This window comes from Erwinia sp. S43, assembly GCF_016624745.1.
GTDB classification, from domain to species: Bacteria; Pseudomonadota; Gammaproteobacteria; order Enterobacterales; family Enterobacteriaceae; genus Erwinia; species Erwinia coffeiphila.
This window is the reverse complement of the sequence record NZ_JACVTX010000019.1, coordinates 46,999-70,630: the sequence shown is the minus strand read 5'-3', so window position 1 is coordinate 70,630 and position 23,632 is coordinate 46,999. Positions and strand designations below refer to the sequence as shown.

Sequence of the window (23,632 nt, the reverse complement as noted above, 5' to 3'; positions counted from 1 at the left end):
CCTGAATAACGCTTAGTCGATCATCGGCAGATTCAGCTCGTGCTTCGCGGCACAGGCTTTCGCCACCTCGTAGCCGGCATCGGCGTGGCGCATGACGCCGGTCGCCGGATCGTTCCACAACACGCGGCCCAGGCGTTTATCGGCCTCGGCGCTGCCGTCGGCAACGATCACCACGCCAGCATGCTGCGAGAAGCCCATGCCCACACCGCCGCCGTGATGCAGGCTGACCCAGGTGGCACCGCCTGCGGTGTTCAGCAGAGCGTTGAGCAGCGGCCAGTCTGATACTGCATCCGAGCCGTCGCGCATCGCTTCGGTTTCACGGTTCGGCGAGGCTACCGAGCCGCAGTCAAGGTGATCGCGGCCGATCACCACCGGCGCTTTCAGCTCGCCGTTGCGCACCATTTCGTTAAACGCCAGTCCGGCCAGATGGCGCTCGCCCAGTCCCAGCCAGCAGATACGCGCGGGCAGGCCCTGGAATGCGATCCGCTCCTGCGCCATATCCAGCCAGCGGTGCAGGTTGGTATGGTCCGGGAACAGCTCTTTCAATTTGGCATCGGTTCGGTAGATGTCCTCCGGATCGCCGGACAGGGCGACCCAGCGGAACGGACCTTTGCCTTCACAGAACAGTGGACGGATATAGGCCGGTACAAAGCCCGGGAAGTCGAACGCGTTGGTCACGCCTTCTTCCAGCGCCACCTGGCGGATATTGTTGCCGTAATCCACGGTAGGAATGCCCATATGGCAGAAGTCGAGCATCGCCTGCACGTGCACCGCCATCGAGGCACGGGCGGCTTTCTCCACGGACTTCGGATCGCTGCGGCGGGCTTCTTCCCACTGTGCAACGGACCAGCCCTGCGGCAGATAGCCATTGATCGGGTCGTGCGCAGAGGTCTGGTCGGTCACGATATCCGGCTTCATGCCGCCTGCTTTCGCCCGTTTTACCAGTTCCGGCAGGATATCTGCCGCATTGCCGAGCAGCCCGACGGAAATCGCGCGTTTCTCTTTATTCGCCTGGTCAATGATCGCCAGTGCTTCGTCAAGATTCTCGGCGCGGTAGTCTACGTAGCGGGTACGCAGGCGGAAATCAATGCGTGAAGACTGGCACTCAATCGCCAGCACGGAGGCACCCGCCAGCACGCCAGCCAGCGGTTGTGCGCCGCCCATGCCGCCCAGCCCGGCGGTGAGTATCCATTTACCGCTCAGATCGCCGTTATAGTGCTGGCGACCGGCTTCGGCGAAGGTTTCAAAGGTGCCCTGCACAATCCCCTGCGCACCGATGTAGATCCAGGAGCCGGCGGTCATCTGGCCGTACATCATCAGCCCGGCTTTATCGAGCTTGTTAAAGTGGTCCCAGTTGGCCCAGTGCGGCACCAGGTTAGAGTTGGCAATCAGCACGCGCGGCGCATCGGCGTGGGTGCGGAACACGCCAACCGGTTTGCCGGACTGAACCAGCAGCGTTTCTTCCGGTTGCAGCGCCTGCAGCGAACGCAGGATCTGCTCGAAGCACTCCCAGTTACGGGCGGCTTTACCTATACCACCGTACACCACCAAATCTTCCGGGCGTTCGGCAACATCGGGGTCCAGGTTGTTCTGGATCATGCGGTAAGCGGCTTCAATCAGCCAGTTGGCGCAGTGCAGCGTGTCACCGTGGGGAGCGCGAATGGTACGGGCAACGGCCTTGCTTACGGACTCAGTCATGGTTGTTTTCCTTATCGGTATTCATCGCTTAGTGGGCGCGTGCAGGCAGCAGCGCAGCAATCATTTCCGGCCAGCTGTCGCCAGCGGCCCATAAACGCATCTGTTCGATATCCGGCGCCATCAGGCGATCTTTGTCGAGATAAGCGACTTTCTGGCGGATAGTGCTCAGCACTTCCTCCAGCTGCGGTGAGCTTTGCAGCGGGCGGTGGAAGTCGATCCCCTGCGCGGCGGCCATTGCCTCAATACCCACTACCGCAGCGGTGTTAAAGCACATGGCTCCCAGGCGGCGGGCGGCATAGGTGGCCATTGAGACGTGATCCTCCTGGTTGGCGGAAGTTGGCAGGCTGTCGACGCTGCCCGGATGCGCCAGCGATTTGTTTTCCGACGCCAGCGCGGCGGCGGTGACCTGGGCGATCATAAATCCGGAGTTCACTCCACCGTCGTTGACCAGGAACGGCGGCAGGCCCGAAAGGCCGGTATCCAGCAGCAGCGCCAGTCGACGCTCGGAGATGGCCCCAATTTCCGCTACGGCCAGCGCAATAATATCGGCGGCGAACGCCACCGGTTCGGCGTGGAAGTTACCGCCGGAGATCACCTCGCCGGTATCGGTAAACACCAGGGGGTTATCGGATGCGGCGTTGGCTTCGATTTGCAGCACGCGGGCGGCATGGTTGAGATTATCCAGGCAGGCACCCATCACCTGCGGCACGCAGCGGATGGAGTAGGGGTCCTGTACGCGTCCACAGTTAGCGTGAGAGTTAAGAATAACGCTGCCTTCCAGCAGGCCAGATACGGCGGCGGCTACTGAGATTTGGCCCTGCTGACCGCGGGCTTCATGGATGCGGTGATCGAACGGTTTTACCGAGCCTTTAATCGCTTCCAGCGACAGCGCACCGGCTACCAGCCCGGCGGCAAAAACGTTTTCGCCTTCAAACAGGCCACGCAGTGCCAGCGCGGTAGAAACCTGAGTGCCGTTCAGCAGCGCCAGGCCCTCTTTCGGCCCCAGTTCGATCGGCTCCATGCCAGCCAGCGCCAGGCCGTCGCGAGCGGGCATCAGCTCGCCTTTCACCCGCACGTCACCTTCACCCAGCAGCATCAGGGAGAGATGCGCCAGCGGAGCTAAATCGCCGGACGCCCCCACGGAGCCTTTCTCCGGAATGCATGGCATTACACCGGCATTGAACAGAGCGATCAGCGCATCAACCAGTTCAATTCTGATCCCGGAATGGCCGCGTGCCAGGCTGATAATTTTGGTCGCCATCACCAGGCGCACCACGTCATCAGGCAGTAGTTCACCCAGGCCTACACTGTGGGACAGGACCAGGTTACGCTGCAGTTCGGCCAGCCGGTCCGCCGGAATGGAGGTCTGAGCCAGTTTGCCAAAGCCGGTATTAATGCCGTAGGTCACTTTGCCTTCGCTGACAATGGCTTCAACCGTATCACGGGCCTGTTGGATGCGGCTGCGCGCCTGTTCGTCCAGCGCCAGGGTTACGCCGCCGCGATAAATTGTTTTCAGCGTGGCGAGATCGACCTTACCCGGCGTCAGTAAGCAGAGGGGCTGAGTCAGTGACATAGTATACTCCTGTATAGACAACTGGGTGAGCATCAAACCTGTATTACGGGCATCGGCCCGACAGGTTGTTAATGCGAGTTAAACTTCGGTCTGAATTGAGTGAATCACAAACGTATATTCTTGTCTATACAACCAAGCTAACTTGTATTGCTGCGATCACAAAAAAAGTTGATAAAGCTGTTGAAATAAACGGCAGTCTCGGCGGAAAAGTTAACATGTATATACATTTAGGATATTAGCCAGTAAACTGATTTTCCCACTGTTATAAGGATTCGGTATGGTAAGGCAGACTGCTATTTCTCAACTTTCCGCTGCAATGAGCGATCAGCCTGCACCGATTTATCAGCGGGTGAAGCAGGCAATTATCAGCCAGATCAGCGAAGGCGTCTGGCAGCCAAATCAGCGCGTGCCTTCAGAGAGCGAGCTGGTTAACGAGCTTGGCGTCAGCCGGATGACCATCAATCGTGCGCTGCGCGAGCTGACCAGCGAAGGTTACCTGATGCGAATGCAGGGCGTGGGAACGTTCGTTGCGGAAGCCAAGGGCTATACCGCGATGATGGAAGTGCACAATATCGCAGAAGAGATTGCCCAGCGCGGCCACCGCCACAGTAGTAAAATTCTGGCACTGGGCGAGAGCAAAGCCGACGCTGAGCAGGCAGCGCTGCTCGGTTTAACCAGCGGTCAGAAACTGTTTCATTCGCTGATGATCCATTATGAGAACGATCAGCCGGTGCAGCTGGAAGATCGCCTGGTGAACCCGCAGATGGCACCGGATTATCTGCAGCAGGACTACACTGAGCAAACCCCCTATACCTACCTGATGCGCGTGGCACCGCTCACCGCCGGTGAGCATGTAGTGGAAGCGGTTCTGCCCGACGCGCGGCAGTGCCGACATCTGGCGATTGACGCACAGGAACCCTGCCTGCTGATCCGTCGCCAGACCTGGAGTGATAATAAGATCGTCACCTACGCGCGGCTGCTGTATCCCGGTTCACGCTACAAGCTGATGGGGCGCTTCAAAGGCCATGGTTAAAGCTCGGTAGCAGCGTTCCCCACAGCAGCAGGGCATCATTAGACAGCGGAACGAAGTGGCCGCCCTGATTTTCCCACCAGGCGCCCTGATCCGCTGCCAGCAGCGTTTGCCCATGCTGCCACTGACCGCTAATCACCATCACGACACCCGCGGCCTCTACCGGCGGTGAAAATGCCGACTTAGTGGTTCCCGCCGCAGGCACATAGCTCCCCCGTCGGGCCATAATGTTGAAGTCGTGGCTTGCCCCGGCGGGCAGCCGGGCGCTGATACGATCCTCTCCGGGAAACGAGTAGGGCTGATTTACCGTCAAACGCTGGCGCAGCCGATCGTTGCAGTACAGTTCTACTTCCCCATCCAGCAGGGTAATAATGCGGTCGACGCCGGGGAACGCCGAAAAGTCCCCGTCGGTGGCGATAGTGGCAATACTGATGCGCCAGTCAAATTCGGTTTCGCCGGGCGGGTAGCTGATAATTTCCCGCGTTTCGCCGCCGCCGTTGCGCCAGGGGGTGACCGGCAGGCTGGCGCTGTTAAATAAGTGGATCATCGCAGCGCCTCCAGCACCTGACGAAACTCAGCGTCAATCGACTCCTGCTGCGCGTGCTGGCCGTGACGGATACGCTGCACGCCCGCCACGAACACATCCTGGATCTGACCGCGATGCCCGGCAAACAGCCAGCGGTTGAGCAGGGCCTCATCGCCGGTTGCCCCCAATAGCGCATCGTCACTCAGCACCAGCCAGTCTGCGCGGTAGCCGGTTTGCAGGCTGCCCGTTTTTACGCCGCAGGCCTGAGCGCCTCCCGCCAGCGCCTGCCGGTAAAGCAGATCGCCCACCGACGGCTGATTGGCAGTAACAATACGGTTGCGCCGGCGATCGCGCAGCCGCTGGGCATATTCCAGCCAGCGCAATTCTTCTACGACGTCCAGCGAGACGTGGCTGTCGGAGCCTATCCCCCAGCGGCCACCCCGGGCGATAAACTCGGTGGCAGGGAAAATTCCGTCGCCGAGGTTGGCTTCGGTGGTCGGGCAGAGACCGGCTACCGCCTGGCTTGCCGCAAGGCGCGAAATCTCGCTGTCGTCAAGATGGGTGGCGTGGATCAGGCACCAGCGCGCGTCCACCTGGAAGCGATCCAGCAGCCAGCTAACCGGCCGCTCGCCGCTCCAGGCCAGCGAATCGTTGACCTCTTTTTCCTGTTCGGCAACGTGAAGATGCACGGGCAGATGCGCGGGGCTGGCCGCCAGTACCTCATGCATCTGCGCTTCGCTGACCGCCCGCAGAGAGTGGAAACAGAGACCGTGGTTAATCAGCGGTTTGCCGTCAATCAGCTTCACCAGACGCTGCTGCTGAGCGAGATAGGCGGCGGTATCCTGAATAAAGCGCTTCTGGCCCGGCTGCGCGGGCTGGCTGCCAAATCCGGCGTAGCTGTAGAGCACCGGCAGCAAGGTCTGGCCGATACCGCTGCGTTCGGCGGCGGCTATCAGCTCGGTCAGCATCTCATCCTGCGGATAAGGCTGGCCGTCCGGCTGGTGGTGCAGATAGTGAAACTCCGCCACCTGGCAATATCCGCCTTTAAGCATCTCAACGTACAGTGCTGCTGCAACGGCACCGACCTGCTGCGGCGACAGGCGCTGCACCATGCGATACATCAGATCGCGCCAGGTCCAGAAACTGTCCTGCGGGTCGCCTGCGACTTCGGCCAGCCCGGCCATCGCGCGTTGAAATGCATGCGAGTGCAAATTTGCCATAGCCGGTATGACAATACCGTCCAGGCGCTGCGCATCCTGCGGCTGGCTGTTGGCAGTCAGAGAGGCAATCTTGCCGTGGCTGTCGACGTCAATCAGTACATTATGCTGCCAGCCATCTTCAAGCAGGGCGCGGGGCGCAAAATAGCGAGTCATCGGTTGCTTCCTGTGCGTTGAGGTTGTATATACATATACATACTTATAGGTGAGCAGTAAAGCACACAACGTGGGAGAGGTGATGAACCAGCAACGTAACTGTGAGCATTTGTGGTACGGCGCAGATATTGTCACCATGCGCGACGGCCAGTACAACATCATCAAAGACGGTGCGATTGCCGTGGACGGGCAGCAGATCGTCTGGATCGGGCCCTACCAGGAGGCCGGGCAGTTTACTCCGCAGCGGTCCACCGATTTCGGCGGCGGCATCGTGACCCCGGGGCTGGTGGACTGCCACACGCATCTGGTGTTTGGCGGCGATCGCAGCCACGAGTTTGAGCAGCGCCTGAACGGCGTCAGCTACAGTGAGATTGCCGCTGCGGGCGGCGGTATCCTCTCAACGGTCCGCGCTACGCGGGAGTCGTCGCTGGCACAGCTGGTCAGCAGCGCCCGGCATCGCCTTGACGTGCTGCTGGCAGAAGGGGTGACTACCGTAGAAATTAAATCCGGCTACGGGCTGGAGATCGCCAGCGAACTGCGCATGCTGCAGGCGATCCGCCAGCTCGGGCAGCAGGTTCCGGCGCAAATCAAGGCGACCTGCCTTGCCGCACACGCGGTGCCGCCGGAGTATAAGCAGACGCCGGATGAGTGGGTTGACGTCATCTGCCGCGAGCTGCTGCCGCAGGTGGCTGCCGGACAGCTGGCGGATGCGGTGGATGCGTTCTGCGAGTATCTGGCGTTCACCCCCGCGCAGGTTGAGAAAGTCTTCCTTGCCGCACAGCAGCTGGGCCTGCCGGTCAAACTGCATGCTGAACAGCTCTCGTCCCTGGGCGGCGGTGCGCTGGCCGCGCGGTTTAACGCGCTGTCTGCGGACCATCTGGAATACGCCACCGAGAGTGATATTGCGGCGATGGCGCAGAGCGGCACGGTGGCGGTATTGCTACCGGGCGCATTCTATCTGCTGCGGGAAACTCAGCGTCCGCCGGTCGCGCTGTTCCGCCAATACGGCGTGCCGATGGCGCTGGCCAGCGATGCGAACCCGGGTACTTCACCTGCACTCTCCCTGAGGCTGATGCTCAATATGGGCTGTACGCTGTTTGGCATGACGCCGGAAGAAGCGCTGGCCGGGGTTACGCTTCGCGGCGCGCAGGCGCTGGGCCTTGCAGCCTCTCTGGGGTCGCTGGAGCCGGGCAAGCTGGCTGATTTTGTCCACTGGCCGCTGGAACGCCCGGCGGAGCTGGTTTACTGGCTGGGTGGGCAATTGCCCTGCCGGGTTATTTTCCGAGGAGAAGAACGATGAACGCTTTTGAATTTAGCGCCGGTAAGCTGCCGCTGCTGCTGAGCATTCCCCATGCCGGTACGGCGCTGACGCCGGAAGTTGAGGCCGGGCTGAGCGATGCCGCCAAAGGGCTGCCGGACACCGACTGGCATATTCCGCAGCTGTATGAGTTTGCCCGCGAAATGGGTGCCAGCGTGCTGGTCGGCAACTATTCGCGCTTTGTAATTGACCTGAACCGTCCGCCGGATAATCAGGCGCTGTACACCACCGCAACCACCGGCCTGTATCCGGAAACGCTGTTTGACGGTACGCCGACCTTTAAGCCGGGTATGACGCCAACGGCGGCACAGCGGGCGGGCTATCTGCAAAACATCTGGCAGCCTTACCACGACCAGATCCGTCTGGAGCTGGAGCGTATCCGTCGCCAGTTTGGCTATGCGCTGTTGTTTGATGCGCATTCGATCGCATCAAGGGTGCCACGACTGTTTGAAGGGCAGCTGCCGGACCTCAACCTGGGCACCAATGATGGAGCGAGCTGTAGCCCGGAGATCGCGGGGCATCTTACGGCTGTCTGTGATGACCAGTCTCGCTTCAGCTGGGTGATCAACGGCCGTTTCAAAGGCGGCTACATTACTCGCGCCTACGGTAAACCGGCGGAGAATCAGCATGCGGTTCAGCTGGAACTGGCACAGTGTAACTATATGGATGAGCAGCCGCCGTTTGCCTGGCGAGGTGATAAGGCCCGGCATTTGCAGGTGGTGCTGAAGCAGATTGTGGATACGCTATTGCGTGAAGGTAAACAGTAATCCCGCCCAATAGACCGGTATGCAGAAGATTTCTGAAGGGGGATTTTTCAGCAGGTCGGTTCGAAAATACCGCCGCATAAACATGTGGCGGTTCACTCTTATTCTGACGTGGTTGCTGCCTGGATTCTTTAACGCCTGAACCTTGTTAGCGACAGAAATGTCTGCCTTTGACTACAGCAGCAGTGCTTCAACGTCGCGCCAGCTGTCCACGCGCCGGTAGCCGGTGACGTGCCGGTTGTGCGGGGCCGTGTAAAGAATGCCTTCTCCGCAGAAGTCGACAAAGTTAATCGCATTATCATCAATCATGTAGTCGGCGTTAATAATGCTTTTATTACCGCAGAACACGATATGGCTCGGCTTGATGGCGGGAAAATGGGTGTTCAGCCAGCGGAATTTTGCATTAAATGAGGCCGGGACCTGCATGGCTGCGGTGGTAATAAATATCTCATAATGTTTGCTCAGGCTGGCAATAACGCGCTGGCTGTCGGGGATCACCGCCAGATCGGCAAAAAAATCCGGATGCCCGGCCAGTTCAAAGATCTCTTCCAGCTTTTCCGGATCGTCCTGATGCAGGTCAAAGAGGTTGAGTTCTTCAGTGGTCAGCTCCTGCGAAAAATGGCGGTTCCAGGTGTGCAGGATTTTAGAATGAAAGTCAGCGATAACCTCATCCATATCAATAGCAATGCGTTTCATAATCACTCCATGATGGGGTCTGAAGGCATAGCATATCAAAAAAAAGCCAGAAGCAGGGCTTCTGGCTAAAAAAGACTCAGGCACGGTCAGGAGGGTAATTTCGCAGTGTTCCTGCCGTGACGACATCATACGCGGGCGGTGAAAAGAGAAAACCGCATAAGCTTGATGAAGACCTTCAAAAAATATGATGGATTTCGCCGATTTACCCTCATTTCAATTGTGGACAACCCCGATTTCGACTTGACCAATATCAAGTGTATTTCGCGGGCATTGTCATCCAATTGAAACATTTGCACACATCTATTTCCCTTTTTTTACTCAATCTCCACGAGATTTGATCCCTGAAATTTGCTGCAATACTTAGTCGTAAGTGATAATCATTATTATTGTCTTTCTCTTTTCGTTTGTTGGCAATAAAAATGAATTTTTACTTATAAAACAATAAGTAATTTTAAAAAGAAATCAGGGCATTAAGGGATGAGTATGGAATTCAATAGTAAAAAATTGAGCCTTATCAGTGTCGCTGTCGGACTGGCGCTGCTGCCGTTAAAGGGCTTCTCCGCAGAAGCCGTGGCCGCAGATGCGCAGCAAACCAGCGATAGCGCTGAGGCAAAAACCAGCAAAAAAACCGAAAAAGATGCGGCTTCCGGCGACCAGACGATGGTCGTTTCCGCCCGACTACAGACCTTACAGGCACCGGGTGTTTCCACTATCAACGCGGAAGAAATTAAAAAACACCCACCGGAGCGCGATGTTTCTGAACTGATTCGCACCATGCCTGGCGTGAACCTGACCGGCAACTCCACCAGTGGTCAGCGCGGTAACAATCGCCAGGTCGATATTCGTGGTATGGGCCCGGAAAATACCATGATCCTGATCGACGGGATGCCGGTATCAAGCAAGAATTCGGTGCGCTACGGCTGGCGCGGCGAACGTGATTCCCGCGGCGATACTGCCTGGGTGCCACCGGAAATGATTGAACGCATTGATGTCCTGCGCGGTCCGGCGGCGGCGCTGTACGGCAGCGGTGCAGCGGGCGGGGTGATCAATATCATCACTAAACCGGCAACCAAAGACTGGCACGGTAGTTTTAATACTTACTACAACGTACCGGAGCATAAGGCTGAAGGTGCCACGCGCCGCTTTAACGGCAGCCTGACCGGTGAGCTGTTGGATAATCTGACCTTCAAACTGTACGGCGGCTGGGCCAAAACTCAGGCCGATGCGCAGTACATTAACTCTGGTCATGAAGCTCAGCGCACTGGCGCTTATATCGGCAGCGTGCCTGCTGGCCGTGAAGGATTGAAAAACGAAGATATTAACGGCTCTCTGCGCTGGGAATTTATTCCGGGCCAGGCGCTGGAATTGGGGGCTGGTTTCAGCCGCCAGGGCAATATCTACGCCGGAGATACGCAGAACACCAACACCAACACGCTGGTACAGAAGTACTACGGCAAAGAAACCAACATCCTGTATCGCCAGAATGTCAGCCTGAAGCATACCGGCTCGTGGGATAACGGCGTCACCACCACCAACTACATTCAGTACGAGCGCACGCGCAATACCCGTCTTAAGGAAGGTCTGGCAGGAGGAACGGAGGGGATCTTTAATACCACTGATGAAGGTTTCTCAACGATTAATCTTGCCGATACCAATGCGCATACTGAAGTAAACCTGCCGCTGGATCTGTTATTCCAGCAGACGGTAACCCTTGGCGCTGAGTGGAATCATCAGCAGATGAAAGATCCGACCTCGAATACGCAGAATGCCGCTACGGCAGGCAGCGTGTCGGGTGTGTCTGCAACCGATCGCAGCATTTATACTTCAGCCGATCTTTACTCAGTATTTGCTGACGACAATATTGAGCTGACCGACACCACGATGCTGACGCCGGGCCTTCGCTTTAACTACCACTCGATTACCGGTAGCAACTTCAGCCCGTCGCTGAACCTGTCTCAGGAACTGGGTAGTGATTTTACGCTGAAAATGGGCATCGCCCGTGCCTACAAGGCGCCGAACCTGTATCAGACCAACCCGAACTATATCCTGTACAGCAACGGCCAGGGTTGTTACGCCAGTACTGCAGCCTGTTATTTGCAGGGTAATGACGATCTGAAGGCGGAAACCAGCATCAATAAAGAGATCGGGCTTGAGTTCCATCACGACGATTATCAGGCGGGCCTGACCTACTTCCATAATGATTACCGCAATAAGATTGAAGCGGGTTACGCGCCGGAGTACAGCGTCGGTACGACCGATGTGTACAAGTGGGAGAACGTGCCGCGCGCGCTGATCCAGGGTCTGGAAGGTACGCTGAACTTCCCGATTACTGACAGCGTCTCAATGAAGAATAACTTCACCTACATCATTGAGAACAAGAACAAGAAAACTGGCGACTATCTGTCGATTATCCCAGAGTACACCATCAACTCGACGCTGGAATGGCAGGCGATGAACGATTTGTCCCTGCGCGGCACCATGGCCTGGTACGGCGTACAGAAGCCGAAGAAGTACAACTACAAGGGCGTGGCGGCAACGGGTAGCGAAACCAATGAGTTAAGCCCGTATGCACTCTTTGGTCTGAGCGCGACTTATACCGTGAATAAGTATGTGGATGTGACGGCGGGGATTGATAACCTGCTGGATAAACGCCACTACCGTGCGGGTAATGCATCGACTACTGGTAATGCGACGACCGGCGCGTATCTGTATGGTGCGGGTGCTGAGACGTACAATGAGTCGGGCAGAACGTACTTTATGTCGTTGAATACGCACTTCTGATAACAGTGGTGGGCGAGGGTTTCTCGTTCGCTGGCTGTGTGTGTTAAGGCCGCTATCCGTTTGGATGGCGGTTTTTTTCGCCCAGCCTCTGCGGTTGTCGGATGGTCCTTGCACCTGATGGCGTTTGCAGCAGTGGTGCTCTTCGCTGGCTGGCTGTTCCCCCGCCCGGACGGTCCTCACGCCGCTTCGCGGTCCCTTCTCTTTGTTCGTCAGCCGATCGGACCGGCTCAGACGGCACATCCGTGTGCCGACCGAGCCTTGCGCCCGCGTCCTGCGGGCTTATCCTGGCTTCCTCTCTCCGTTCAGCGCTGCGGATTATCCGGGCGGCGGAATAGTCAGCCTGCTGTATATCTTCTGTGTAATATGCAAAAAAAAGCAGCCGCAGAGGCAGGGCGACCTCCAACGATAGCACTCATTGTTTTTGAATCATCGAATATTATGAAGAAGCCGATTTAGACAAGAGATCGTTAAGCAGTTTTTTTAGACAGGTAACTCAATGATTAACACACAAACTGGTGGCTTCCCCGATTGTGAAATCCACCGAGCGGAGTGAAGGAAGGGAGTCAATATTTAATGGCAATACAGGGTTAGTGTGACTTACCACAATTGGAGTTCAAAGCAGCTGCACGAAAAAACGATCGATTGAAGAAAGGTTTTGAACAGGCAACACAATGATTAACCAGCAGACTGGCGGCTTCCCCGAGCGAGCAATCCACAGCGCTGAACGAAGAGAGGAAAGCCAGGATTCTCCAGCAGGGAAGCTGGAGAAAGGTCCAGCCGGGCCATGGAGGGCCCGTCTGCACCGGTCCGACGGGCTGACGATTGTAGTGAGGGAACCACGCGGCGCGTGGCGCGAGGACCGCCCGAGCTGGGAAGCCGCCAGTCAGCGCAATCACCGCACTGACAGCAATCCCGGCAATCACCGCACTGACAGCAGCCCAAGCAGTCCCGGCAATCGCTCACCCCACAGAGCATCCCCAGCCAGCTTTACATCAGAAACTGAATACCGGCCAGGGTGCGATCAGCTCCCGCCGCCCAGCGACTGCCACAACGTAATCCGGTTATCGTAATCCGTTTGCTGAAGCGCAATCAGCTCCAGCTGCGCCGACCACAGCGTACGCTGATTAGTTAACACGGTCAGATAATCCCCGCTGCCGGCCTGATAACCGTGCAGTGACAAATCCAGACTGCGCTGCGCTGCCGCCACGTACTCGCGCTGGGCATCCATCTGTTCGTTGAGCGTGGCACGGCGCGCCAGCGCATCGGCAACGTCTTTAAACCCGCTCTGAATCGCCTTTTCATACGCCGCAATCAGCCCCTGCTTCTCCGCCTCGGCATACTTCAGCGCCGCCACGTTGGTACCACCGGCAAACAGCGGCAGCGACAGGCTCGGTGCAAATGACCAGACGTTGGCACCGTGACTGAACAGGCTGGAAAGCGACCCGCTGGCCACCCCCGCGCTTGACGTCAGCGACAGGGTCGGGAAGAAGTTGGCGCGCGCGGCACCGATATCCGCATTGGCGCTCTTCAGGCTGTGCTCGGCTTCCTGTACGTCCGGGCGGCGCAGCAGCAGCGAAGAGGACACGCCCGCAGGCACCAGCGCAATGGCATTATCGTTCAGCTTATCCAGCGGACCGGGCAGCAACGAATCCGGCAGGCTTTCACCCGCCAGCAGCGTCAGGGCGTTGCGATCCTGAGCAACCAGCGTCTGATAGCTGGCCACGCTGGCGCGCGCCGACTGATAAACGGTCATCGCTTCGTTCATATCCGTGCCGTCCGCCACGCCGGCAGCCTGGCGGCGTTTAGTGATCTCCAGCGTTTTACCGGCACTGGCCATCGTCTCCTGCGCGAGCTGCAAGTTGCTGTTATCCGCTGCCAGCGTCACCCAGGCGGTGGCGGTTTCGGCAATCAGCGTCAGGCGGGTGTTCTGCGCGGTAAATTCACTGGCCAGCCAGGTTTCCTTCGCCGCGCGGCTCAGGCTGCGGTTATGGCCAAACAGATCGATCTCGAAGCTGCTGACGCTGCCGCTGGCCTCCGCGCTGCCGGTTACACCCGCATCGGTGGTCCGGCTGCGGGTGCTGGTCAGCCCGGCATTCAGCGTCGGGAACAGGCTGGCGCGCTCTTCGCCGTACAGCGCCTTCGCCTGCTCGATATCGCTGATCGCTTTGCGCAGATCGCGGTTGCTGGCTAAGGCGCGTGCCACCACGGTTTTCAGTCGGCTGTCGCCCATGACCTGCTGCCAGTTGCTGAGCACGGCCGGTGCGCTGCCGTCCGCATTCTGCCCCGGCCAGGTGGCCGGAACCGGCGCGGCGGGGCGCTGATAATCGGGATCGAGAGACAGACAGCCCGCCAGCATCATCGACAGGGCTATCACGCTAATTCGGTACATCATTGTTTACTCCCGTGGCGTGAGGTGAACAGATGCTTCACCAGCACGAAGAACAGCGGTACAAAGAAAATCGCCAGAATGGTCGCGGCCAGCGTTCCGCCGATAATCCCGGTACCAATCGCAATACGGCTGTTGGCTCCGGCTCCGGTTGCCACCGCCAGCGGCAGCACCCCGGCAATAAAGGCCAGCGAGGTCATCACAATGGGCCGCAGGCGGATACGGGCGGCAGAAATCGCCGCTGCGCTCAGCGAGCTTCCCTGTTTTAGCGCCGCCTCGGCGAATTCCACGATAAGGATGGCGTTCTTCGCCGACAGCCCGATGGTGGTCAGCAGGGCAACCTGGAAGTAGATATCGTTGCTCAGCCCGCGCAGGCTGGCGGCCAGCGCGGCACCGAAGATACCCAGTGGGATCACCAGCAGCACCGAGAACGGCACAGACCAGCTCTCGTACAGCGCCGCCAGGCAGAGGAATACCACCAGAATCGAGATGGCGTACAGGCTCATGGCCTGGCCGCTGGCGAGTTTTTCCTGCAGTGACAGGCCGCTCCATGCCCAGCTGGAACCCGGTGCCAGCTGATTAGCCAGCTCTTCCATTTTGTCCATCGCCGCACCCGAGCTGTAGCCCGCGCTGTTTTCACCGGCAATTTCAAAGGCGGCCGAGCCGTTATAGCGTGACAGGCTTTCCGGGCCGTAGATCCAGTGCGTGGTGGCGAAGGCGGAGAACGGCGTCATGCTGCTGTCGCTGCCGCGCACAAACCATTTCGCCAGGTCCTCCGGCTTCGAGCGGAACTGGCTGTCGCCTTCGATATACACCTCTTTCACCCTGCCGCGATCGATAAAATCGTTCACGTAGGTGCCACCCCAGGCGCTGCTCAGCGTGTCGGTTACATCGGACAGTGACAGGCCGAGTGCCACCGCTTTGTTATTGTCGATATCCACCTGTAGCTGCGGCATTTGCGGCAGATCGCTGGCGCGCACCGATTGCAGCTCGGGGCTGCTGTTCGCCGCTTTCAGCAGGTCGCTGCGCAGCTTCAGCAGGGTGTTACGGTCGGTTGCGCCGCTGGCCAGCAGTTCAAAGGTAAAGCCGTTGCTCTGCCCCAGCCCCTGCACCGACGGCGGGGTCATGGCGAAGACTTTCGCGTCGCGGATATCACCCAGCGCCGCCATGGCTTCACGGGCGATGCCCTGCGCGCTGTTTTTCTCTCCGGAGCGCAGGCTCCAGTCTTTCAGTGAAACGAAGGCCATACCGGCATTCTGGCCGCTGCCGCTGAAGTTAAAGCCGTTAACGGTAAAGATAACGTTGGTATTGTCCTTCTGCTGGTTAAGGAACCAGTCGGTGACGCGCTTGTTGACCGCATCGGTACGGCTGATGGTGGCACCGGCGGGCAGGGTGTACTGCACCATGATTTCGCCCTGGTCTTCTTCCGGCAGGAAGCTGCCCGGCAGACGCCACAGCAGCAGCGCCATCAGTCCGGCAAACACGGCGTAAACCAGCATCAGTCGCACCGGACGGCCAAGGAGCCACAGTACGCGCTTGCGATAGCGCTTCTCACCGTTCTGATACAGGCGGTTAAAGCGGGCGAAGAAGCCGCGCTGCGGAGGCTGGGTATGCTTCAGCAGCATGCCGCACAGCGCCGGGGTCAGCGTCAGGGCGACCACCACCGATAGCATCATGGCGGCGATAATCGTCACCGAGAACTGACGGTAAATCACCCCGGTGGAGCCGCCGAAGAAGGCCATGGGCAGGAATACCGCCGACAGCACCAGCGCAATGGCCACCAGCGCACCGGCGATTTCACCCATTGATTTCTCGGTGGCTTCACGGGCGTTCAGCCCTTCGTTGCGCATGATGCGCTCGACGTTTTCCACCACCACGATGGCGTCATCCACCAGCAGCCCGATGGCCAGCACCATGGCAAACAGGGTCAGGGTATTAATGGAGTAGCCGAACAGCGCCAGCACGCCAAAAGTACCGAGCAGCACCACCGGCACCGCCAGCGCGGGGATCAGCGTGGCGCGCAGGTTTTGCAGGAACAGCATCATCACCGTCACCACCAGAACAATGGCGATCAGCAGGGTTTCGATCACATCCTGTACCGAGATTTTAATAAATTCGGTGCTGTCTTTCGGGTAGGCGATTTCATAACCCGCAGGCATATTGTGATGATATTCTTCGATTTTCGCTTTCACCAGGCTGGCGGTATCCAGCGCGTTGGCTCCGGGAGCCAGCATCACCGCCACACCGGCCGCCGGGTGGCCGTTCAGTTTCGAGCTGGCGCTGTAGTCTTCGCTGCCCATTTCCACTCGCGCGACGTCGCCGATGCGCACCACGGCACCGCCGGTGGCGCTTTTAATGATGATATTACGGAACTGATCGACGGTTTGCAGACGCGACTGCGCGCGCACCGTAGCCGTCAGCTGCTGGTTGCTGGCGGCGGGAAGGGCACCGAGTTTACCGGCGGTCACCTGTACGTTCTGCGCTTCAATCGCGCTCTGTACGTCCGACGGCATCAGGCTGTAGGAAGCGAGTTTGGCGGGATCGAGCCAGATGCGCATGGCGTATTCGGCACCGAAAACCTGCAGGCTGCCGACGCCGCTGACGCGGGCCAGCGGGTCCTGCAGGTTGCTCACCAGCCAGTCGGCGATATCGGAGCTGCTGGCGCGGTCGTTTTTATCGTACAGCGCCATAATCAGCAGGAAGTTGGACTGCGTTTTGGTGACGGTAATCCCGGCGCTTTGCACTTCGCTCGGCAGGCGGGATTCGGCCTGCTGCACCTTGTTCTGCACCTGCACCTGCGCGGTATCCGGGTCGGTGCCCTGCTGGAAGGTGACGTTGATATCCACCGAACCGTCCGAGCTGCTGGACGAGGTGAAGTAGAGCAGATTATCCAGACCGGTCATCTGCTGTTCGATCACCTGGGTGACGCTGTTTTCCAGTGTCTCCGCCGAGGCACCGGTATAGGTGGCTTTGATCTTGATCGACGGTGGAGCAACGTCGGGGTACTGGGCTACCGGCAGGGTGCGGATAGCCATAATCCCCGCCAGCATAATGAGTATCGCAATAACCCAGGCAAATACCGGGCGGCGAACAAAGAAACGCGAAAACATCAGTTCGCTCCCTCGCTGCGGGTCACTTCTTCCGGCTTCACGCTGTCCCCGGCGGCGACTTTATCGCTGCCTTCCACCAGCAGACGATCGCCCGCCTGCAGGCCTTTGGTTATCAGCCAGTTGGTTCCGGTGGCATCGGCGGTCACCACTTCGCGCTGTTCCACTTTGTTCTCTGCATTGACGACCAGTGCGGTGGCGTTGCCTTTGGCATCGCGCGTAATTCCCTGTTGCGGAGCGAGAATCGCGTTTTCCACCACGCCTTCATCCACCAGGGCATGAACGAACATGCCCGGCAGCAGCACGTGCTGTGGATTTGGGAACACGGCGCGCAGCGTGACCGATCCGGTGGCTTCATCCACCGCCACTTCGGTCAGTTCCAGGCGACCCTTTTCCGGGTAGGTGGTGCCGTCTTCCAGCGTCAGGGTGACGTTCAGCGTGTTGTTATCGCTGGCCAGCGCGCGCTTGCGCAGGTTGAGCAGCTCCACGCTGGAGCGGGTTAGATCAACGTACATACTATCGAGGCTGCGGATGGTAGCCAGTACGGTGTCCTGCCCGGCGGTCACCAATGCACCGGGCGTAACGGCGGAGATGCCGATGCGGCCCGAAATCGGGGCGGTGACGGTGGTCCAGTCAAGGTTGACGCGCGCGCTGTCCAGCGCCGCCTGTTTTTCCGCTACGCTGGCGCGGTCCTGGTCGCAGGTGGATTTCGCATCGTCGGCGTCCTGCTGTGAAACGCCCTGATACTGCACCAGTCCGGCATAGCGTTTGGCTTTCTGGCAGTCGCCGATCACCAGCGCCTGAGCACTTTTCAGCGCGGCGGCAGCCTGTTGCCAGGTCGCTTTATAGCTGGCGGCATCAAGCTGATACAGCGGCTGTCCGGCTTTTACTTCGGCCCCTTCGGTGAACAGGCGTTTCTGGATAAGCCCACCCACCTGCGGCCTGACTTCTGCCGTCTGGGTAGCGGTGGTGCGGCCGGTAAGATCGCTGGTCAGCGTAAAGCTGCTGGCTTTCAGCGTGACGACGCCAACTTCGGTCAGACCGGGGGCCGGGGCGCTGGAGGTGACGTTATCGCAGCCGGCCAGGCAAAAAAGGGTCAGCAGCGAGACTATGCGTAATTGCATATGGCTATTCCACTCAAATAAAAAAAGAAAATGGCACATCGGTGAGCCATCATTATTTAGCAATGGCTCAGGATACGTTTAATAAAATTTAGGTACTGCTGTTAATCGGTAAAGTAATTGCAATGAAATCGTTTTGATGATTGCGAAGCATGTTGCGATCTTCACTGTATCGTCATGTTTTAAAACCAGACGGTTCATTGTTATTCTTTTTTTTCAGGCATGTATGCCCTGGCTTTCTCCATCAGCCCTTGTGCGGTAAGGCGCTTAGCTGAATTGGTGTAAAGTTTTGTCTTCCTGTTCGCATTAAATTGAAAGAAACTTATCGATTAATGACTATTCGGTTTTACGCCGAAGTGAATTAATTGCCATAACGAATTTTTTATTAAGCCATCATGGAACCGAGCTAATTTGTCCATGGTTTTTAAATTCGGCGTATTTTTTCGCTGGCTTCAATAATAGCGTCGACAATAGCCGCACGTTCTTCAATGTTAATGGTTCTGTTTGTCGTCAGCCTGCGCAGGCTGAATTTCAGCTTCTCAAACGCCTCTTCGATCAGCGGATCTTTCTGCGTCTGGCTGACCACCATCTTTTTCATTTTTATCAGCGTATCGCGCAGCGCCTCATGATGCTGAGCGAGATAGGCTTCGCCCGCCGCCGTCAGCGAGTACTGCTTTTTACCGCCGCCGCTTTCAATGGTCGTGGCGTACTTCTCTTCTTCTATCGAGGTCAGAATCGGATAGATCACGCCGGGGCTGGGGCGGTATACGCCCTGCGAATAGTCCCTGATTGAGGTGATGACTTCATATCCGTGTGTCGGATTCAGCCGTATCAGATGCAGCACCAGCAGGACCAGTTCGGTGCGGTTAAAGGCTTTGCCGCGGCGAACCTGATTTTTGCCGGAGTCGCTCCCTTTTTTTGACTCATCGGCAGGTGATTCAGTGGGATGAAGCATCTCTTTCATGGTGACATTGCAGGTTAATGGCTGACCAAAATAAGATATATCTTGAGCAATAAACGCATCAAGATATATCTTGAGAGGATTCCGCCAGCAAAGAGTAAAAGTTTCGTTAAGACCCTATTTTATGCGCGCATCCGGGCGAACAAGGTCAAAACGCTGGGCTTCGCTGATGCCGTAATAGGCGCTGGGGCCACCGGCGCGCAGGATCGGTTCCGCACGGGCGGTCTGATAGACGCCGTTGTCCAGCAGATCGCTGTCGATATGAATGGCGATGGCTTCTCCCAGCACCAGCCAGCTGTCCAGCAGCCCGCCCTGTGCATTCTGCAACTGGATGCACTGGGTGAGCCTGCACTCGAAGTTGACCGGGCTTTCCGCCACCATACTGACGTTGACCAGGCTGGCGGGCAGGGCGGTCAGTCCGGCGTGGATAAATTCATCCTCGCCGCGCGGCAGCGAAGCCGAGCTTTCATTCATCGCTTCCGCCAGCGATCGCGTGGCCAGATTCCAGACGAATTCGCCGGTTTCAACGATGTTTGCCACACTGTCCTTCCAGCCGCTGCTGGCAAAGCCGATAATCGGCGGGCGATAGCTGAAGCAGTTAAAGAAGCTGTAGGGCGCAAGGTTGCGCTGCCCGGCGGCATTCTGTGAGCTGATCCAGCCGATCGGGCGCGGGCCGATAATGGCGTTGAGCGGATCGTGGGGCAGACCGTGCCCCTCTTCCGGCCGGTAGGAATGGCGTGTTCGCGACATAAATCGTCCTTATCTGAGTAAAGTCAGCGGGAAATGTTTACCATTAATAGCACAGAGGGTATCTTACGCCGCTGCTGACAAGAGAGTTACTGATGAAAACCCCTGCCGAGAAAAATGTTCTCCACCCGCGTAACCGCCATCGCGGACGCTATGATTTCGCCGCGCTGATCGCCTGTCATCCGGCGCTGGCGCAGTTTGTTGCCGTGAATAACTGGGGCAGCGAGTCGATTGATTTCGCCAATCCGGAAGCGGTGAAAACCCTGAACCAGGCGCTGTTGCACCATTTCTACGGGCTGGCTCACTGGGATATCCCGGAAGGCTTCCTCTGCCCGCCGGTGCCTGGCCGCGCTGACTATGTTCACCATCTGGCCGATCTGCTGGCGGAAGATAACAGCCGCGTCGTGCCGCGCGAGATCAACGTGCTGGATATCGGCTGCGGTGCCAACCTGATCTATCCCATTATCGGCCACAGCGAGTACCAGTGGCGCTTTACCGGCACCGAGGTGAACCCGCAGGCGATGACCGCCGCCAACGGCATTATCGCCGCGAATCCGGGCCTGAATCGTGCTATTCGCCTGCGTCGCCAGAAGGACAGCTCGGCGATCTTCAGCGGTATTATCCATAAAAATGACGTGTATCACGCCACGATGTGTAACCCGCCGTTCCACGCCTCTGCCGCCGATGCGCATGAAGGCAGCCAGCGTAAGCTGCGGAATCTGGGGCTGGATCGCAATGCGCCGCTGAACTTCGGCGGGCAGCAGGACGAGCTGTGGTGTGAGGGCGGTGAAAAAGCGTTTATCGGCCGGATGATTACGGAAAGCGCTAATTTCGCCCGCCAGTGCATCTGGTTCACCTCGCTGGTTTCCCGCCGTGAGAACCTGCCGGAGCTGTGGCGCGCCCTGGAAGAGGCCGACGTGGCCGCCGTGCGCACCATCGATATGGCCCAGGGGCAAAAGCAAAGCCGCTTTATCGCCTGGACCTTTATGGAACAGCCGCAGCGTACGCGCCTGCTGGGCAAGTAAGCTGACTGTGGCTGCGCAGGCGTCATCAGCGCCCTGAGCTCACGGGCCAGGGCAATCGTGGGGCAGGGCGCGCTGCACTCAATCCCCGCTTTTCGGTGCAGAGTTGCGGGTAAGGTGGCTTCAAATGGCCTGGTCTGGAGCAGGCAGCGCAGCCTGCACCCCGGCGGCTCCGGCCACATCGTTGCCGCTCTGCATCACCTGCACCGTCTGGTAAGGCACTTTGATCCCTGCGGCATCAAAGTGCTTTTTCACCATACCGTCCAGAGCGAATCGCACCGTCCACTGCTTCAGCGGCTGGGTGGTGAACGACACGCGTACGGTGAACGCCTGATTGGTTAAGCCGACCAGCCCGGCAAACGACGGTTCGCCGATCACCATGCCCCGAATGGTTTTATCCTCCAGAAGCTCCCTGACCGCCGCCTGTAGCGTGGCATTGACTCGATCGGTATCTTCGCGTCGATCGACGTCGTAGTTCGCCACAAACGAGCCGATACCGCGCACGAAGTTGGCAAAGGTGGTGATCGAGGACCACGGAATGATGTGGTAAGCCCCGGTATCCTGACGTACCCCAACTGAACGAATCGACATCCGCTCCACCGTGCCGGTAATCGGCCCGATGGTCACCAGATCGCCGGTGTTCATGCCATTTTCAAACTGGATAAACACGCCGGTAATAATATCTTTCACCAGCGTCTGCGAACCAAACGACACCGCCAGCCCCAACGCCCCGGCACCGGCCAGCAGCGGAGCGATATTCACGCCGATCTCGGAAAGTACGATCATAATGGTGATGGTGCTGATCACCACTGCCAGCGCGTTGCGGAACAGCGTCAGCAGGGTGCGGGTGCGCGCACTGGGCATGGGTCTGCCGTGCGAATCCGAAGCCAGGCGGCTCTCAATAAGGCTGGCCAGCAGCGTCCAGCCCACCGCCGAGAAGAACAGGATCACCACGATGCGGATCAGAATATCCACCAGCTTTTCGCCTGCGCCGACGGTGAGCCAGTGCCAGAGGTCAAACAGGTGCCAGGCATTCAGCAGCATCAGGGTGACGGCAAACACGCTGATCACCCGTGCCAGCTTAAGCATCGCCGACAGCCAGCCGTTTACCCGCTGCTGAAGCTCAGGGTAGTTACGGCGCAGTTCCGGGGAGAGCACGATGGTTTTATTAATCCAGCGGGTCAGCATGCCGGACACCAGCGCGCCGATGGCAACGATCGCCAGCGATCGCACGCTGGCGGACATCATGAACTTCAGGCTGTTGCCGGGATCGAACAGCGAAAACAGGAACAGGGCGATAAAATAGGCGCTGGCCAGCCAGTGCCACACCAGCGCAAAGGCGCGGATAAACAGCGCGAAAAACGCCAGCGAGCGGTCCGCCAGCCGCGTCAGCTCCTGCTGAATATTGCGGCGGTTGTGGAAAATCAGATACAGCGCCCACACCGTGACCAGACCCATCACCAGCATGTTGATGACTGCCCCGACCTGCACATTCACCTGATTGGAGACGATCGGCACGATCACCAGCAGGCCGTAACCGATCAGCCCACTCAGCCAGCTGATACGCGTACTCCAGTAGGCGGCGCGGTCGTCGCTGAGGTGAAAGAAGCGCAGCTGCGGATAGCGCGGGCAAAACATCAGCCGCAGTATCGCTTTGAAAAACTCAATCAGCGCAAACGCGTTAAGGAACAGCCCCTGCTGATAGGCGATGGTACGGCTGCCGCCATTCATGTTGTCGCTGAGTATCTGCCCGACAAAGAGCGCCAGCGCCAGCAGCAACAGGTCGATAACAAAGGCACCGGCAATCATCGCGGGCAGGTGCAGCCAGCTGGTGCGATCGCTGTTTTTCCGCCGCCCCCAGGCACCCATCCGGCGATAGACTGGAGAGACTGCCCAGCGAACCAGCCAGTAAAAGGCGAACAGCGCGGCCGCCAGCATAACAAAGTGGCTCAGGGCGTTAAAAAAGGTCTGCTGATTAAACGGTTTGTGCGGGGCATCGACGATGTTGCGCTGCAGGGTTTGCAGCCTGGAGGCGAACTCGCCGCCGAACTGACGGCTGACGTCGGTGACGCTTTGCAGGACGGTTTTATCTTCCTCTTCTTCCGGCGGTGTCAGAACCGGATCTGCTGGCGCCGCCGGGGGTTCTGAGGCTTTACGCAGCTGCTCAATCAGCTGCTGACGCGACTGGTCGTTATCCAGAATGTTGGCCAGTGCGGCCCACGCGGCGCGCTTTTCATCGGCATCGGGCGGTGTGGTATCAGCGGCGGCTGTCGTCTGCTGAGACTGGGCGGCAACGGCCGCAGCGGGTAAGGTCACTGCCTGAGCGGTGGAAAGAAATGTGCTGCACAGCATCAGCAGCAAAGCCTGTAACAGATAGCGCAGTGGGGAAGTGAGTCCGGGCATCCTGTTCTCCTGTTGTGACGCCAGCGTCAGCGGCAACAGAAAAGTATAGACGCCTGCTCAGGGCCGGCGGGTCACAGAGGGGATTTTAGGAATCAGACGAAAGCGGGGCGGCGGATGCCGCCCCGG

General features: G+C 58.4%; 16 protein-coding genes. 5 read left to right on the top strand and 11 right to left on the bottom strand.

Annotated elements, in window-relative coordinates; genetic code table 11:
- Nucleotides 1-12 precede the first annotated feature (12 nt).
- Both hutU and hutH read right to left on the bottom strand, forming a co-directional pair.
- A complete protein-coding gene (hutU, locus tag IBT47_RS19315; RefSeq protein ID WP_105593531.1) occupies nt 13-1,698 on the bottom strand; it encodes a urocanate hydratase in 1,686 nt (561 codons plus the stop codon).
- A gap of 28 nt (nt 1,699-1,726) precedes the next feature.
- Nucleotides 1,727-3,271, bottom strand: coding sequence for a histidine ammonia-lyase (gene hutH, locus IBT47_RS19310; protein WP_105593530.1), 1,545 nt, complete (start codon nt 3,269-3,271; stop codon nt 1,727-1,729).
- A gap of 277 nt (nt 3,272-3,548) precedes the next feature.
- Here hutH and hutC point away from each other — a divergent pair, with 277 nt between their 5' ends.
- Complete coding sequence (gene hutC, locus IBT47_RS19305; RefSeq protein WP_105593529.1) at nt 3,549-4,304, top strand: histidine utilization repressor; 756 nt, start codon at nt 3,549-3,551, stop codon at nt 4,302-4,304.
- On the opposite strand, the gene IBT47_RS19300 is transcribed toward hutC, so the two are convergent.
- Nucleotides 4,288-4,848, bottom strand: coding sequence for a HutD family protein (locus IBT47_RS19300; RefSeq protein ID WP_200562244.1), 561 nt, complete (start codon nt 4,846-4,848; stop codon nt 4,288-4,290). The two genes, hutC and IBT47_RS19300, sit on opposite strands and share 17 nt — an antisense overlap.
- A complete protein-coding gene (locus IBT47_RS19295; RefSeq protein ID WP_200562242.1) occupies nt 4,845-6,200 on the bottom strand; it encodes a formimidoylglutamate deiminase in 1,356 nt (451 codons plus the stop codon). Before IBT47_RS19295 ends, IBT47_RS19300 begins: the two co-directional genes overlap by 4 nt.
- An 82-nt stretch (nt 6,201-6,282) precedes the next feature.
- On the opposite strand from IBT47_RS19295, the gene hutI reads away from it, so the two are divergent.
- Both hutI and hutG read left to right on the top strand, forming a co-directional pair.
- Nucleotides 6,283-7,500 carry an imidazolonepropionase gene (gene hutI, locus IBT47_RS19290; protein WP_200562240.1) on the top strand — a complete coding sequence of 406 codons (1,218 nt, stop codon included), beginning with the start codon at nt 6,283-6,285 and terminating at the stop codon, nt 7,498-7,500.
- Nucleotides 7,497-8,285 (top strand): N-formylglutamate deformylase, encoded by a 789-nt coding sequence (gene hutG / locus IBT47_RS19285; protein ID WP_200545716.1) that lies wholly within the window; start codon nt 7,497-7,499, stop codon nt 8,283-8,285. The genes hutI and hutG overlap by 4 nt, the downstream gene beginning before the upstream one ends.
- A 171-nt stretch (nt 8,286-8,456) precedes the next feature.
- Here hutG and IBT47_RS19280 read toward each other — a convergent pair whose 3' ends face one another.
- Complete coding sequence (locus tag IBT47_RS19280) at nt 8,457-8,978, bottom strand: 5'-3'-deoxyribonucleotidase (protein WP_105593524.1); 522 nt, start codon at nt 8,976-8,978, stop codon at nt 8,457-8,459.
- Nucleotides 8,979-9,461: 483 nt separating this feature from the next.
- Between IBT47_RS19280 and IBT47_RS19275 the strand changes: the two genes are divergently transcribed.
- Nucleotides 9,462-11,759 carry a TonB-dependent siderophore receptor gene (locus tag IBT47_RS19275; RefSeq protein WP_200562238.1) on the top strand — a complete coding sequence of 766 codons (2,298 nt, stop codon included), beginning with the start codon at nt 9,462-9,464 and terminating at the stop codon, nt 11,757-11,759.
- Nucleotides 11,760-12,780: 1,021 nt separating this feature from the next.
- Here the strand turns inward: IBT47_RS19275 and IBT47_RS19270 are convergent.
- The 5 genes from IBT47_RS19270 to IBT47_RS19250 all read right to left on the bottom strand — a co-directional run bounded on the left by IBT47_RS19270 (nt 12,781) and on the right by IBT47_RS19250 (nt 20,084).
- Nucleotides 12,781-14,148, bottom strand: coding sequence for an efflux transporter outer membrane subunit (locus IBT47_RS19270; protein WP_200562283.1), 1,368 nt, complete (start codon nt 14,146-14,148; stop codon nt 12,781-12,783).
- Nucleotides 14,148-17,255, bottom strand: coding sequence for an efflux RND transporter permease subunit (locus IBT47_RS19265; RefSeq protein ID WP_200562236.1), 3,108 nt, complete (start codon nt 17,253-17,255; stop codon nt 14,148-14,150). Before IBT47_RS19265 ends, IBT47_RS19270 begins: the two co-directional genes overlap by 1 nt.
- Nucleotides 17,255-18,376, bottom strand: a complete 1,122-nt coding sequence (locus tag IBT47_RS19260) for an efflux RND transporter periplasmic adaptor subunit (protein WP_200562234.1) — start codon at nt 18,374-18,376, stop codon at nt 17,255-17,257. Before IBT47_RS19260 ends, IBT47_RS19265 begins: the two co-directional genes overlap by 1 nt.
- A 421-nt stretch (nt 18,377-18,797) precedes the next feature.
- Nucleotides 18,798-19,337, bottom strand: a complete 540-nt coding sequence (locus IBT47_RS19255) for a PadR family transcriptional regulator (RefSeq protein WP_234471991.1) — start codon at nt 19,335-19,337, stop codon at nt 18,798-18,800.
- Nucleotides 19,338-19,451: 114 nt separating this feature from the next.
- Complete coding sequence (locus IBT47_RS19250) at nt 19,452-20,084, bottom strand: flavin reductase family protein (RefSeq protein WP_200562232.1); 633 nt, start codon at nt 20,082-20,084, stop codon at nt 19,452-19,454.
- A gap of 92 nt (nt 20,085-20,176) precedes the next feature.
- Here IBT47_RS19250 and rlmF point away from each other — a divergent pair, with 92 nt between their 5' ends.
- On the top strand, nt 20,177-21,106 hold the full coding sequence (rlmF, locus tag IBT47_RS19245) for a 23S rRNA (adenine(1618)-N(6))-methyltransferase RlmF (RefSeq protein ID WP_200562230.1): 930 nt from the start codon (nt 20,177-20,179) through the stop codon (nt 21,104-21,106).
- 120 nt (nt 21,107-21,226) lie between these two features.
- Here the strand turns inward: rlmF and ybiO are convergent, their stop codons facing one another.
- Complete coding sequence (ybiO, locus tag IBT47_RS19240) at nt 21,227-23,506, bottom strand: mechanosensitive channel protein (protein WP_200562228.1); 2,280 nt, start codon at nt 23,504-23,506, stop codon at nt 21,227-21,229.
- Nucleotides 23,507-23,632 lie beyond the last annotated feature (126 nt).

Excerpts from the sequence above, each read along its gene's own strand:
- IBT47_RS19265 (WP_200562236.1), bottom strand. The coding sequence starts at position 17,255 with ATGTTTTCGCGTTTCTTTGTTCGCCGCCCGGTATTTGCCTGGGTTATT.
- IBT47_RS19295 (WP_200562242.1), bottom strand. The coding sequence starts at position 6,200 with ATGACTCGCTATTTTGCGCCCCGCGCCCTGCTTGAAGATGGCTGGCAG.
- ybiO (WP_200562228.1), bottom strand. The coding sequence starts at position 23,506 with ATGCCCGGACTCACTTCCCCACTGCGCTATCTGTTACAGGCTTTGCTG.
- hutU (WP_105593531.1), bottom strand. The coding sequence starts at position 1,698 with ATGACTGAGTCCGTAAGCAAGGCCGTTGCCCGTACCATTCGCGCTCCC.
- hutH (WP_105593530.1), bottom strand. The coding sequence starts at position 3,271 with ATGTCACTGACTCAGCCCCTCTGCTTACTGACGCCGGGTAAGGTCGAT.
- IBT47_RS19300 (WP_200562244.1), bottom strand. The coding sequence starts at position 4,848 with ATGATCCACTTATTTAACAGCGCCAGCCTGCCGGTCACCCCCTGGCGC.
- IBT47_RS19280 (WP_105593524.1), bottom strand. The coding sequence starts at position 8,978 with ATGAAACGCATTGCTATTGATATGGATGAGGTTATCGCTGACTTTCAT.
- IBT47_RS19255 (WP_234471991.1), bottom strand. The coding sequence starts at position 19,337 with ATGAAAGAGATGCTTCATCCCACTGAATCACCTGCCGATGAGTCAAAA.
- IBT47_RS19275 (WP_200562238.1), top strand. The coding sequence starts at position 9,462 with ATGGAATTCAATAGTAAAAAATTGAGCCTTATCAGTGTCGCTGTCGGA.
- hutG (WP_200545716.1), top strand. The coding sequence starts at position 7,497 with ATGAACGCTTTTGAATTTAGCGCCGGTAAGCTGCCGCTGCTGCTGAGC.
- hutI (WP_200562240.1), top strand. The coding sequence starts at position 6,283 with ATGAACCAGCAACGTAACTGTGAGCATTTGTGGTACGGCGCAGATATT.
- IBT47_RS19270 (WP_200562283.1), bottom strand. The coding sequence starts at position 14,148 with ATGTACCGAATTAGCGTGATAGCCCTGTCGATGATGCTGGCGGGCTGT.
- IBT47_RS19250 (WP_200562232.1), bottom strand. The coding sequence starts at position 20,084 with ATGTCGCGAACACGCCATTCCTACCGGCCGGAAGAGGGGCACGGTCTG.
- hutC (WP_105593529.1), top strand. The coding sequence starts at position 3,549 with ATGGTAAGGCAGACTGCTATTTCTCAACTTTCCGCTGCAATGAGCGAT.
- IBT47_RS19260 (WP_200562234.1), bottom strand. The coding sequence starts at position 18,376 with ATGCAATTACGCATAGTCTCGCTGCTGACCCTTTTTTGCCTGGCCGGC.
- rlmF (WP_200562230.1), top strand. The coding sequence starts at position 20,177 with ATGAAAACCCCTGCCGAGAAAAATGTTCTCCACCCGCGTAACCGCCAT.